This window comes from Haloarchaeobius pelagicus (assembly GCF_051207375.1).
In the GTDB taxonomy this organism is placed as follows: Archaea; Halobacteriota; Halobacteria; order Halobacteriales; family Natrialbaceae; genus Haloarchaeobius.
Genome location: NZ_JBPJZD010000001.1, coordinates 1,315,482 through 1,327,517, shown reverse-complemented (window position 1 = coordinate 1,327,517; position 12,036 = coordinate 1,315,482). Strand labels below are relative to the sequence as shown.

Sequence of the window (12,036 nt, the reverse complement as noted above, 5' to 3'; positions counted from 1 at the left end):
TATCGGTAAAAACGTCGTGGAATCGGCTTAGCCGAGTGTTACCTTCCAGGTCGTCGAGCGTGAGCGGCCCCACTTCTCGATCTCTACATCGTCCGTCTTCTCTGCGAGGCGCGGGAGTCGAGTCCCGACCTGCTTCGAGGAGAGGCCGATAGCCTCGGCAATGTTCTTCGCGCGGAAGTACTGTTCGCCCCTGGACACGCTATCGCGCAGGTAGGCGAGAATCCGCTGCTCCTCTTCGGAGTAGTCGCTCATCGTCTAGACGGAGATACGTTATTGACACACATAACGATTATCGCTCGGACACGCACCCAGTCAGACCTCGTACCACTGCATCGTGAACACGGCCAGCATGGCGAAGATGACAGCGGCGGCGAACGCGAACGCACCGAGTTCCTGTGCGCCGTGCTCGCCCGTCTGGAGGTAGGTGATGCCGAACGTGACCAGTCCGGCGGCACTCAGTGTGGTGATAGCGCCGAAGATGGCCCCGAAGCCGATGCCCCGGTCCGAGGAGTCGGTCGATGTCGCAGTCATGCCCGTCGCTTTCGGGGGGAGGGCCTTAGTTCTCACTGTCCCGGCCGATGAACCTACACACGTAGATTGAAGAGGTTTACATAGGGGAGACGTTCACGATATCGACATGGTAGATGGTGGTGCTGTGACAGACGAATCGAGTTCCGACGGTGGGAGCACGGTGACAGGGCTCCTGTTCGGGAGCAAGCTCCGGATCGCCGGGACGGCGCTCCTCTCGCTCGTCGTTCTCGTCGGGGTACTCGTCGCCGTCGTGGGTGTCGGCGTCCCCTCCGTGACGGGTGTCGAGAACGAGTTCGGCGGTGTGAACGAGTCCACGACGGTCATCGTCTCCGACCTCGGTGTGAACAACCCCAACCCGGTCGGCAGTAGCTTCCTCGACGTGAGCGCCGACTACGAGATATCGATGAACGGTATCTCGATGGCGACCGGTTCCAAGCAGCACATCGAGACGCCCCCGGGGAACTCGTCGATAGAGCTACGGACGATGCTCGACAACGGGAAGATCCCGTCGTGGTGGGTCAGTCACATCAACAACGACGAGCAGACGCAGGTCGACATCGCTGCGAGCCTGGATTCGGGGCTGGTCGGTCGCTCGTTCCCGGTCTCTCAAGAGCAATCCATCCAGACCGACATGCTGTCGTCGTTCAACTCGACGGAGACCCGGGAGATAAACGCGAACCGCCCGCTGGTCTCCGACCCCGTCCTGTACGTCAACGAGACCGCAGGGCAGTGGGGCAACGTGAGCAACGAGACGACACCCATCGTGCTGGATTTCTACATATACAATCCGAAATCCTACCCGATTCCCGTCTCCGAGATCGATTACGACATCTACATGAACAACATCACCGTCGGGAACGGGACGAACACGCAGGAGTACGTCCTCCAGCCCGGTGAGGTCACGAAGGTCCGGACGGTGACCCACATCCAGAACGACCGGCTCGACGAGTGGTGGGTGAGCCACATCGAGAACGACCAGGTGACGAAGCTTCGCATCGAGTTCGACGCGACCTTCGAGGTCAGTGGCTCCGATATCACCATCCCCATGGACAAGTTCACGCACCGGGAGACCATCGAGACGGACCTCTTCGGGAACAAGGCGGGGAGTACGACCGGGAACGAGACCACCGACGACGGCGGTACCGGGGACGGCTCTGGGACCGCGGACGGAACGGCGACGACCACCGACGATGGGGACGCCACCACGACAGGTGATGGGACCACCACGACGACCGATGGGACCACGACCACCACCACGTCGGATGGCGGTTCTGGCACCACGACCGAGGACGATTCCGGCACCACCACGACCGACGACGGTGGGATACTGGCGATAGGTGTCACCGGCGACAGCCTTAATGCGAATGCTGTCTCACGTATGCATACATGAACCGGAGTACCCACTCTCCTGGTCGAGTTCTCCGACGGTGAAGATATCGCAGTAACCTCGGACTGTGAATCGATCGTCGTTTCTATCGGTGGTACAGAACAGACGCTGTCCAGACGCGAAGCGGTTGCGCTGCAATCGCAGATCGGTGACGCGCTCGTCGAGCGCCGCGAGTTCTTCCGGACCGCGGGCGTTCATCGCGAGGACGGCTCGTACGAAGTGACCCGACGCGGTGCGGACTCCTCGGGCAACGCGAAGGTGTTCGAGAACTTCACGGAGGTCAAGCGGCTCTACGACCGCCTGCCGGACGAGTTCGGCGCGGAGGCCGTCGGTCGGACCGGCATCACCGGCTCGCGCCGGCACATGATGGTCCGCCACTTCGCCGAACACCCGAGCTTCGACTGTGAGATAACGAGTCGAAGCCCGTTGACGGTCCAGAAGACGACGCCCACGACCGACGTGGACCGGGAGGTGCCGGCGTCGGCCGACTGAGACTGTTACCGTCGGTCCCGTGCTGTGCAGACCTGTCAGGGCGGCACCTTTATCAGTGAAGCCGAGTACCGGACAGGTATGAACCGGAGTACCCACTCTCCTGGTCGAGTTTTCCGACGGTAATGAGATTTCAGTGACTGCCGAGCGTGGCTCGGTCGTCGTCGAGCTGGGTGACCAGCGACGCGAACTGACCCGGGCGGAAGCCGCTGCCCTCCAGGAGCGCATCGGCGACGCGATGGTCGAGCATCGCGAGTTCTTCCGGACCGCGTCCGTCCACCGCGCCGATGGGTCCTACGAGGTGACGCGCCGCGCCGCCGATTCGGCGGGGAACACGAAGGTGTTCGAGAGCTTCGCCGCCCTCGAACGCCTGTACGAACGGTTGCCCGACGAGTTCGGCGCGGAGGCGGTCGGCCGGACCGGTATCACCGGTTCGCGCCGCCATCTGCTCGTCAGACACCTCGCGGAGCATCCCGACTTCGACTGCGAGATAACGTGTCGGCGGCCGTTGACCGCGACGAAGGCGGACCAGTCGGCCCATGCAGCGGAGGCCACCGCGGCAACCGGCGAGTTCGAGGAGGTGTCCGCGGACTGACGGCGGCAGCACTGGCTGTCTGGCCTGTCGAACAGTCTCGAAAGAAATCGGTCTGAGGGCCGTTCCTCAGTTGATGGTCGTGTGCTCGGATTCCTCGTTGAGCGCGAGGTTGGCCGCGATCTCCGCGTTCCGCATCGCGTACTGGGCGGTCTGCTGGAGGCTGACGAGCACTTCACGGACCTGCAGGAGATCGCCGTTGTCCATCTCGGGGAGGTCGTTCAAGATCTCCTTCTCCCGGTCGCCGATCTCGTGGAACAGCTTGCGGACCTGGATGGTCTTCATGTAGTCGCGCTCGACGGCGGACTCGACGGCGAGCTGGGTTATCTCGTCGACCTGCTCGGTGAACTCCCGGATGCGCCGCATCGTGCCCGAGTCCACGTCGAGGGTGTGGCCCTCGGCTTCGAGGACGATCTCCGCGATGTCCTCGGCGTTGTCGGCGGTGAGTTCGAGGTTCTTCGCGATGGAGCGGTAGCCGATGAGGGGGAACCCGGAGTCGAGACCGACCGCGCGTGCGAGGTTCGGGTTCTGGTACGCCGTGAAGATGAGCCGCAGCATCAGCACGAATATCTTGTTCGCCTGGCGCTCCCGGTTGAGGGCGCGCTGGGCGAGATCGGGATTGCCGTGGGCGAGCGCCTTGATGGCCTCACCGCGCATGGTGCTCCCGGTCGATTCGAGTCGGCCCAGCAGGTTGTCGAGCGTGAAGTCCTCGGGGTCGACGGAGCAGCGGATGGAGATGCTCTCGGGCGTCTCCTCGATGACGCCAAGACCCATCAGCTGTGTCTCGGCGCGGTAGACCGCGTTGATGTGGTCGGAGGGAAGCGTCCCGTCGGCGTACTCGACGCGGATGACGCGTCGGCCCAGCACGTACTGTGCGACGATGGCGCGCTCGACCGCGTCTGCGTCCAGGTTGTCCGCGTGGATGATGGCTTCCGACTCCTCAGTGTTCGCTGACTCCGGCATGACGGTGAGGGTCCCCTTCCCACCCATGCGGAGGGAGACCTCGTCACCTTTCTCGACACCGTGTTCCTTCGCCCACTCCGCGGGCAGCGTCATCGCGAGCGTGGACGGCCCGAGCCGTTGCACCTTCCGTGTTTCCATGGAGACTCATAGCCAGAGGATGACCTTATATCTGACTACCCAGTCATTATATTTCGCCCCATGAGATAATACTCCGGTGTCTTACCATTCTCCAGGCCAGCCTGGGGTATGATACTGGACGATTCCCTCGTGACGACCACCGAATCTGGCGATTTGAACGGTTTCGGTTCTCAGAGGACCTTGAGCAATCGGTGCTCGTAGCGACCGACCCGGACCTTCTGCCAGCCACGGAGCGACTCGTCGACCGCCTCGTCGTCGGTGTCGACGCGCAGCACGCCGACCCCATCCAGTTTCTCGCGAGAGGCGACGACCGTGACCGTCGACTGGCGGATGACGTCGGGTGAGATCTGGTGGTTGCCACGCCCGAAGATGAATCCCTGCCCGCCGATGGGTGAGACGACGACCTCGTTCCGGTCCCCGAGCGCGGCGAGTATCTCGGCTTCGGTGCCATCGCGGACCAGGACCTCGCCGTCACGCCACACGTCCACCCCCAGCGGTGACGGCTCGAAGCCGAGCTGGCGCTTGATGGCACCGACGGTACTGCCCGGGCCGAGGACGTACGTCACGTCGGGGTCGGTCTCGCTGGCGAACCCGCCTGCAAGCGATTCGATGGTCCCGCCGCCGACCTGCTTCGAGGACTGGACCGCGTCGGCGACCGGCACCCGGACGACGGCCTTCAATTCGGTGTGGACCTCGCCGCCGCGGTAGGCGTCCTCGTCGATGTCGTTGACCTCGCGGTCGGCGACCCGGTCGAACGTCGCCGCGATGCGGCCCGCGTCCTTCGGCGTCACGCCGAACACGGAGGAGTATATCTTCACGCCCGCGGGCACACCCAGCATCGGCACGTCGCTCCCGGCGTCGTTGATGGTCTCGGCCACGTCGACCGCGGTCCCGTCGCCACCCACGAAGAACACGAGGTCGACCCCCTCGTCGAGGAACGCCCGGACGGCAGCCCTGGTGTCCGCTGCCGTCGTGTCCCCGGTACTGCCGGCGTCCTCGGGGTGGTACACCACGGCAGCGTCGAGGCCGGCCTCGGCGCACTCGTCTGCGCCCAGGCCGCCAGCCGCGGTGAAGACGGTCAGGTCGTCGGTCGCGGCTGCCCGGAGTGCGGACAGTGCCTCGACTGCTCGGCCCGGTGCGCGCTCTGTGGCTCCTCTCGCCCGTGCCTCGTCGACTTTCCCGTCGGTCCCCTTCAGGCCGACACGGCCACCCATGCCGGCGATGGGATTGACGACGACCCCGATTCGCATACTCGGGGTTACGCCCTCGGGTGGAAAAAGGACCCGCTTCTGTGAGTGGTTGTCATCGTTCCAGTTCCACTCCGTTCACCGAGCGTGGTGTTGCCGCGCCGACCCCGCTGGTTCGCGGTCGAGAGAACCACCGTGAGACGGCTCACCCTGCGACGGATGTGAACGCTTAAGCCACCGCAGTCGGTACGCCCCCGATATGAACGTCCTACTGGCGGAACACGTCCCCTTCGAAGGAATCGGCTGGGTGGTACTGGTTGCGAGCCTGCTCATCACGGTCGGCTGGCTCTACCACATCTACACGAACTGAACTGACGACACGGCTATTCTTGTCGGTCGCGTATCGACCGCATGGCAACAGAGCTACGCGTAGGGGAGCGGTCGGAGCACGTCGCGAAGAAGATCCTGGCCCGACAGGCCATCCAGGACGTGTTCGTGGCTGGGAACATCGACCGTGTCGACGACCTGTTCACGCCCGATGCCGCCTTGCATCTCGACTGCTGGGGGACCGGTGTCACTGGGCGGCGCGCACTGCGACGACACGTGACCCGACAGCACGAGATATTCTCCGACTGCGAGGCGACGGTCGAATCGCTGGTCATCGACGGTGACGAGGCGATAGCCTACTGTACGATGCGGGGCCGCCACACCGGGATGTTGCCTGTACCGGGCCGCGGCCCGTTCGCCCCGACCGGGCGTCTCTTCCAGGTGCCGACCGTCTTCCGGTTCCGCTTCGAGGACGACCAGATCGCCGAGATATGGCGACTGGAGGACGCCCTCGGCGTGGGCGACCAGCTGGGCCTCGACACGCGCGGGCCGCGCGACCTGGTGAAGTCGCTCGCCGAGACCATCCGCGAGGGGTTCCTGCGTAGCGGCGACTGAGGGTTCCTACTCGACGGTCTCTTCTGGAGGGTCGACACGCTCGCGGAGCCACGCTGCCGCCTCGACGACGACCGACTCGTCCGGTCCCGAGAGCTTCACGCGAACGTGGTCACCGGGGTAGCTCCCGACCTGCACGTCCTCGAAGCGCTCGCGGAGTTCGGCGAAGCGGTCGACGAGCTGGGACTCCGGTTCGCCCGCGTGGACCAGTTCGACGTGCTGGACCTCCCCGGTGAACTCGTCGGCCACCTCGGCGAACATGGCCTTCATCTCCGCCGGGACGCCCGGGAAGACGTACACGCTCTCGACAACACACCCGGGCGCGACGCCCTCCTCGTTGTGGAGGACCCGGGACCCAACCGGGAGGTGGGTCGTCCCGTCGACGAGGTCGCCCGCGGCGTAGCCGCCGTGCTCGGTGAGCCAGGCGGCGGCCTCCTCGTTCTTCTCGACGTCGCGCCCGAACGCGGCCGCGACCCCCTCCATCGTCACGTCGTCGTGGGTCGGCCCGAGCCCACCCGTCACGAGCACGGCGTCGTAGGCGGCGTAGCTCTCGTTGACTATCTGGGCGATGTCCCCGATGTCGTCGGGGATGGTGAACACCCGCTCGACGCTGACGCCACGCTCGGTCAACTCGCGACAGAGCCACGTGGCATTGGTGTTCTCGGTGTCGCCACTGAGGAGTTCGTCTCCGACGGTCACGACGGCTGCCTGCATGGCTTGTGGTTCGGCGTCGACGGTAAAAACAGCGTCCCTCGCGGCTAGACGGCCGGGTCGTTCAGGAAGACGACTGCGCTACCGCATCCCGGGCGGCGGCCCGTCGCCGTCGTCGCCCAGCTCGACGTTCATGCCGAGTTGCTCGCGCAACGCGGCGAGTGCCTTGATGCGGTACCAGTAGTACGCCATCCCGCCGATGGTGACCAGCCCGAGGATGCCGACCGCGCCGGTGAAGATGTAGAAGTCACGCTCGAGGTAGTACTTCACCGTGATCGTGCCGGAGACCTCCTCCCACTCGAGGTGGACACGGTTGTCCTGGACCGAGTACTCGTCGGCAGAGGGGACGACCTGTCCGAACAGGAAGAACTTGGTTCGCATCCCCGCCGGGAGGACGACCTCGTAGGAGCCCTCCATGTAGTTCAGCAGGCGGAAGTTCTTCGGCTCGGCCGGGGCGGTGAACGCGAGGGTCCCGTTCGTGGTCCCCTGGGCGTTCTTGGGCAACACGACGTGGGTCTTGTAGTTGGTCTTGTACACCTCCAGCGCGGAGCCCTTGACGGTCGTCCCGTTGGGGTAGCGGTACCGGACCGCCGATATCTCCACCGGGTCTTCGTTGCTCAGCCCGCGGGTGTAGACCTCGAAATCCGTCTGGGAGGTGTTGTTCAGGTGGTACACCGCGTGGTAGGAGCCACCCGTGACGTTGACGTACACGTCGGTCGTCTCGGCAGTCTCGACCGGTTTCGGTACGTCACCCGTGGTGTCCCAGTCAGGCACCTCGTCCCAGGCGTAGGTCGCGTTGCTGTCGAGCTGTTCGTCGGAGATACCGCCGCCGAAGATGCTGGTACAGCCGGCGCTCGCGACGAGCAGCACCAGCAGGCCAGCGCCGAGCAGCAGTCGTCGGTTCATGGTCCTACGGGACGACGCACTTGAGTTCGGCAGGCAGGTAGCTCCCGATGCTTGCGAGCAGGCCGGGCGCGTCGGTCTCCTCCCGACAGATGATGGACTGTTCGAGCAGGCCGAGTCGTTCGACCGTGACGATGTCCTGGGCGTGGCCGGCGCGGTTGACCGTCGCGCGTGTCTCGCCGCGGGTGGCGCTGTTGACGTTCACGCGGCCGGTGCCACGCGTCCAGTCGAACAGGCGGTCGCGCTCGCCGTCGGAGAGCCGGGAGGGCTCGTCGCCGCCGTAGACGAACTCCATGGGGAGGTGCTGGACCAGACCGAAGCGGTTTCGGATCTGTTCCGGTCGCCCGATACCGAGTTCGAGCTGGTCGGCGGGGATGCGGACGTTCTGGCCCGCGTCGAGGATGAACCCGTCGTCGTCCCAGTGTTCGAGGGTGCCGACGTAGGTTTCGCCCTCCTGGAGGTCGGGGACGATCTCGCCCCACTCCTCGCGGAGGGCGTTCCGGGCGGCGACCGCGTCGTCGCCGTCCAGTGTCACCGACGGGAACTCGTCGTTACGTAAACCGATGTCGTAGGTCACGTCGAGGTCGCCAACCGCGTTGTCCACGAGCGACCGGAGGCCGTCCATGGCACGCTCTCGGGCGTCGCCCTCGACGTACACTTTGGTCGCGAGTACGACCATTATGCGTTGCTTTCCACGTTCAGTTCGTCGCGAAGGTTCGCGATGCGTGATTCCATCGCCTCGACGAGGCGGGCGTTGTCCATCGACTCGAGCGGCGACCCACATTCGGGGCATTCGAAGCCGAAGTCCATCGCTTCGCCGAACTCGAACCGGATGGAACAGACCTCACAGAGGTAGAACTCGTGGTCGCGTTCGTAGTCGTTCCGTTCGTCGAGTGCGTCGAGGAGGCGGTACATCTCTTCTTCCAGGTTCTCCGGGATGTTCTCGTACTGGAACGTCCACAGGTAGGTGAGCCAGCCGGAGTCCTCGTCGCGGACGCGGCGGTATGTCGCGAGGTCGTTCTCGTAGAGGATGAACAGCGCCCGGCGGACGTCGTTCAGCTCCAGGTCGAGCTCCTCGGCGAGCTCCTCGTCCGTGACCTCGCCGTCCGGCGGGGCCGCGGCCACTGGCATGCCCTTCGGGCCCACCAGTTCGTGGAGATATTTTTGGATGACGGGGTCTTCGAGCAGTCCCTCAAAAGCCATTATGTCGAAATGGGGGCCGTAAACGGGTTAAATCTTGTTACTCGTCCGTGGGATTGCCGTCTTCTCCGTCCGCCGATACGACCTTCTTCCCGGTCGCTTTCGGGATGACGCGACTTTCTGCATCCTCCCACTCGCGGTCGAGTTCTCGGCCGTCGAACACGTGGTCGAGGAACACCGCGAGTCCCGCGACCTCGGAGTGGGGCTGGTTGGTCACCGCGACGTTCCAGTCGGCAGCCTCGTAGATGTCGAACGGGACCTTCTCGGAGCCGACGACGACCAGCAGTGATTCCTCGTCGTCTTCCCGGGTCGAGCGAATCGCGTCCTCGACGTCCTGGACGCGCTCGCCGTACATCGTGAGATGGGCGACCTTCCCGTCCCAGTTCCTGACCACGGACTTCGTGGACTCGACCAGTTCGACCTCGAAGGGGCCGCCGAAGCGACCCGTGATGTCCTCGACGGTCTGGCGGGACTGGGCGGCGTTGTCCGGGTAGATGACCCGGTCCGCACCGAGGGCGCGCGCCGTCAACCCGACGTGCGTCGTCATCCGGTCGTCACGGCCCGGGCGGTGTGCCAGCCGGACCACGGCGACCTCGGGTTCTCCTTGCATGGCCGTCGGTACTGGCGGCACCCGTTAGGGGGTTTCGTTTCCGCCCCAGGCCAGAAGCGTCCGGGTCCGTGATACCCGGACCGTGTACCAGAACGCACTTACTCACCGGCGGTCCAGCGTCTGTCATGAAGCTGACCGACAAGCGGGTCCTCGTCACCGGCGGCGCGGGACTCGTCGGCTCGCATCTCGCGGCGCACCTCGCCGAGGACAACGACGTCCTCGTCGCAGACGACCTCTCGAAGGGGACACGCGACCAGGTCCCCGACACGGTCGAGTTCGAACAGGCGGACATGTGCGACGCCGACGACGTGGCCCGGGTCCTCACCGAGGACACCGACATGGTGTTCCACTTCGCGGCGTACACCGACACCAACTACGACGACGACCGCAAGCTGTTCGAGGAGAACGGCGCGATGACGTACAACGTCCTCGAACGCATGGACGAGGTCGGCTGTGACAAGCTCGCCTTCACCTCGTCCTCGACGGTGTACGGCGAGGCCCCGATGCCGACCCCGGAGGACTTCGCGCCGCTCGAACCCATCTCCATCTACGGCTCCTCGAAGCTCGCCGACGAGGCCATCATCTCGACGTACGCCCACTCCTACGGCATCCAGGCGTGGGTGTACCGCTTCGCCAACATCGTCGGCCCGAACCAGCGCGGGAACGTCGTCCCCGATTTCATCGAGAAGCTCCTGGAGAACCCGGACACGCTGACCATCCTCGGCAACGGCCTGCAGGAGAAGTCCTACCTCCACGTCGAGGAGTGCATCGACGCGATGTGCCACGTGGTCGAGCACGCCGAGAAGGACTACAACGTCTACAATCTGGGGACTCGCACCACGACCTCGGTCAACACCATCGCCGACATCGTCGCCGACGAGATGGCCCTCGACCCCGAGTACGAGTACACCGGCGGCGACCGCGGCTGGACCGGTGACGTGCCGAAGATGCGTCTCTCCATCGAGAAGCTCTCCGCGCTCGGCTGGGAGCCGAGCCAGTCCAGCGACGAGGCGGTCCGCGAGGCGACCCGGCAGCTGCTGACGGAGCTGCGGGCAGAATACGAGTAAGAGAGAACTCGCTGTTTCAGTTGTTGCTCGAATCGAGCCCGAGGGCAGCCGCCACGTCGAGCAGGCCGGCTCCACCCTCGCTCCCGGCGAGGCCGATGTCCTCGGCCGTGCTGGTGAGCGCGGCCCGGGCCTGTTCTGCGGACAGTCCGCCGGCCATCAGCTGTGCGCCCGCGCCGGAGACGTGCGGGCAGGCCATCGAGGTACCCGAGAACGTGTCGTAGCTGCCGCCGGGCACCGTCGAGTAGATAGCCGAGCCGGGTGCAGCGATCTCCACTTCGGAGCCGGTCGAAGAGAAGTACGAGAGGGTGTCGGTTTGGGTCGTCGAGCCGACCGCCATCACGCCGTCGTACGCTGCGGGGTAGCCGACGCAGCCCGAACACGGGCCATCGTTGCCGGCCGCCGCGACCAGCAGGACCCCCGCGTTCACGGCGTACGTGACGGCATCCCGAACGAGCTGGGAGTCGAAGGACCCACCGAGGCTCAGGCTGCCCACGTCCCAGCCCTGGTCGGCGACGTACTGGATGCCGGCCGCGACATCGCTCCACGACCCGGAGCCGCGCTTGTCGAGGACCTTGACCGCGTGCAGGGTCGCACCGGGCGCGACACCGACGACGCCCTCGGTGTTGTCCGCTGCCGCAGCGATGCCGGCACAGTGGGTGCCGTGGTCGTTGTCGTCGTCCCAGCTGGTGAGACAGTCCCCGCCCCGGCAGTTGACGAACGCCCGCCCTGCCCCGACGTTCGGCAGGTCGGGATGGTTCGCGTCGATACCGCTGTCGATAATCGCGACGTGGGACCCTGCACCCGTGTCCCCGTTGGCGTGGGCGACCTCGGCGTCCACCCGGTCGATACCCCAGGGGAGCGTCTGGCTGGGCGGGTCCCCGCCACCACCGTCGCTGCCGTCGTCGCCATCCTTGCACTCGGGCCAGGGCTCACAGCCACCCGGGGGCTTCGCTGCTCCCGGCCTGTTCGGAATAGCGTGCCAGACACCGTTCTCCTCGACGTACCTGACGTGTGGGTTCTTGGAGAGCCCCGCGACCGCCTGCTGGGGAACGGTCAGGGTGAGGGCGTCGAACGCGAACTCCCGGTCGACTGACCGTGCGGCCCCGCGCGCGGCCGCCCTGCCGCGTACGTCGCTGTAGCCGACGTTGACCTGGACGAAGCCGTCGCGTGCAGGTGCTCCGCCTGTGACGATTCCAGAACCCAGCCCGACCGCCAATGTTCCACCAGTAGCCCGCAGCAACGCTCGACGAGTGACTTGCCCTTCCATACTGAAAGTTGTCCGCTACTGAAATAAGCATGCTGGTGAGTAACATACCAGT

Annotated in this window: 15 protein-coding genes; 5 read left to right on the top strand and 10 right to left on the bottom strand. The window is 65.3% G+C overall.

Annotated elements, in window-relative coordinates; genetic code table 11:
• Positions 1 to 27: 27 nt before the first annotated feature.
• Entirely contained in the window at positions 28 to 252 is a 225-nt protein-coding gene (locus ACSC1S_RS06960) for a DUF7123 family protein (protein ID WP_261651079.1), read from the bottom strand.
• A 60-nt stretch (positions 253 to 312) separates the two neighbouring features.
• Positions 313 to 531 carry a DUF7525 family protein gene (locus tag ACSC1S_RS06955; RefSeq protein WP_435363713.1) on the bottom strand — a complete coding sequence of 73 codons (219 nt, stop codon included), beginning with the start codon at positions 529 to 531 and terminating at the stop codon, positions 313 to 315.
• A gap of 106 nt (positions 532 to 637) precedes the next feature.
• On the opposite strand from ACSC1S_RS06955, the gene ACSC1S_RS06950 reads away from it, so the two are divergent.
• From ACSC1S_RS06950 to ACSC1S_RS06940, 3 genes are all read left to right on the top strand, one after another.
• Positions 638 to 1,921 carry an LEA/WHy family protein gene (locus tag ACSC1S_RS06950; RefSeq protein WP_435363712.1) on the top strand — a complete coding sequence of 428 codons (1,284 nt, stop codon included), beginning with the start codon at positions 638 to 640 and terminating at the stop codon, positions 1,919 to 1,921.
• A 45-nt stretch (positions 1,922 to 1,966) separates the two neighbouring features.
• The gene (locus ACSC1S_RS06945) at positions 1,967 to 2,410 is read left to right on the top strand and encodes a DUF7528 family protein (protein ID WP_435320236.1); all 444 of its coding nucleotides are present in this window, start codon (positions 1,967 to 1,969) and stop codon (positions 2,408 to 2,410) included.
• A gap of 127 nt (positions 2,411 to 2,537) precedes the next feature.
• Entirely contained in the window at positions 2,538 to 3,002 is a 465-nt protein-coding gene (locus ACSC1S_RS06940; RefSeq protein ID WP_435364592.1) for a DUF7528 family protein, read from the top strand.
• Between the two features lie 66 nt (positions 3,003 to 3,068).
• Here the strand turns inward: ACSC1S_RS06940 and ACSC1S_RS06935 are convergent, their stop codons facing one another.
• Positions 3,069 to 4,100 carry a PhoU domain-containing protein gene (locus ACSC1S_RS06935; RefSeq protein WP_435318138.1) on the bottom strand — a complete coding sequence of 344 codons (1,032 nt, stop codon included), beginning with the start codon at positions 4,098 to 4,100 and terminating at the stop codon, positions 3,069 to 3,071.
• A 170-nt stretch (positions 4,101 to 4,270) separates the two neighbouring features.
• Positions 4,271 to 5,350: an ATP-NAD kinase family protein gene (locus ACSC1S_RS06930; RefSeq protein ID WP_435363711.1), complete on the bottom strand. Its 1,080-nt coding sequence runs from the start codon at positions 5,348 to 5,350 to the stop codon at positions 4,271 to 4,273.
• 348 nt (positions 5,351 to 5,698) lie between these two features.
• On the opposite strand from ACSC1S_RS06930, the gene ACSC1S_RS06925 reads away from it, so the two are divergent.
• Entirely contained in the window at positions 5,699 to 6,229 is a 531-nt protein-coding gene (locus ACSC1S_RS06925) for an ester cyclase (RefSeq protein ID WP_435363710.1), read from the top strand.
• A 6-nt stretch (positions 6,230 to 6,235) separates the two neighbouring features.
• Here ACSC1S_RS06925 and ACSC1S_RS06920 read toward each other — a convergent pair whose 3' ends face one another.
• The 5 genes from ACSC1S_RS06920 to ACSC1S_RS06900 all read right to left on the bottom strand — a co-directional run bounded on the left by ACSC1S_RS06920 (position 6,236) and on the right by ACSC1S_RS06900 (position 9,650).
• Positions 6,236 to 6,940, bottom strand: coding sequence for a competence/damage-inducible protein A (locus ACSC1S_RS06920; protein ID WP_435363709.1), 705 nt, complete (start codon positions 6,938 to 6,940; stop codon positions 6,236 to 6,238).
• Positions 6,941 to 7,018: 78 nt separating this feature from the next.
• Positions 7,019 to 7,843: a DUF5803 family protein gene (locus ACSC1S_RS06915; RefSeq protein WP_435363708.1), complete on the bottom strand. Its 825-nt coding sequence runs from the start codon at positions 7,841 to 7,843 to the stop codon at positions 7,019 to 7,021.
• A 4-nt stretch (positions 7,844 to 7,847) separates the two neighbouring features.
• Positions 7,848 to 8,519 (bottom strand): DUF2110 family protein, encoded by a 672-nt coding sequence (locus ACSC1S_RS06910; protein ID WP_435363707.1) that lies wholly within the window; start codon positions 8,517 to 8,519, stop codon positions 7,848 to 7,850.
• A complete protein-coding gene (locus tag ACSC1S_RS06905) occupies positions 8,519 to 9,043 on the bottom strand; it encodes a transcription factor (protein WP_261651068.1) in 525 nt (174 codons plus the stop codon). The genes ACSC1S_RS06910 and ACSC1S_RS06905 overlap by 1 nt, the downstream gene beginning before the upstream one ends.
• Before the next feature lie 37 nt (positions 9,044 to 9,080).
• Positions 9,081 to 9,650 (bottom strand): tRNA (cytidine(56)-2'-O)-methyltransferase, encoded by a 570-nt coding sequence (locus ACSC1S_RS06900; protein ID WP_435363706.1) that lies wholly within the window; start codon positions 9,648 to 9,650, stop codon positions 9,081 to 9,083.
• Between the two features lie 125 nt (positions 9,651 to 9,775).
• On the opposite strand from ACSC1S_RS06900, the gene ACSC1S_RS06895 reads away from it, so the two are divergent.
• Positions 9,776 to 10,717, top strand: a complete 942-nt coding sequence (locus ACSC1S_RS06895) for an NAD-dependent epimerase/dehydratase family protein (protein ID WP_435363705.1) — start codon at positions 9,776 to 9,778, stop codon at positions 10,715 to 10,717.
• Between the two features lie 16 nt (positions 10,718 to 10,733).
• On the opposite strand, the gene ACSC1S_RS06890 is transcribed toward ACSC1S_RS06895, so the two are convergent.
• Positions 10,734 to 11,933 carry a S8 family peptidase gene (locus tag ACSC1S_RS06890; protein WP_435363704.1) on the bottom strand — a complete coding sequence of 400 codons (1,200 nt, stop codon included), beginning with the start codon at positions 11,931 to 11,933 and terminating at the stop codon, positions 10,734 to 10,736.
• Between the last annotated feature and the right edge of the window lie 103 nt (positions 11,934 to 12,036).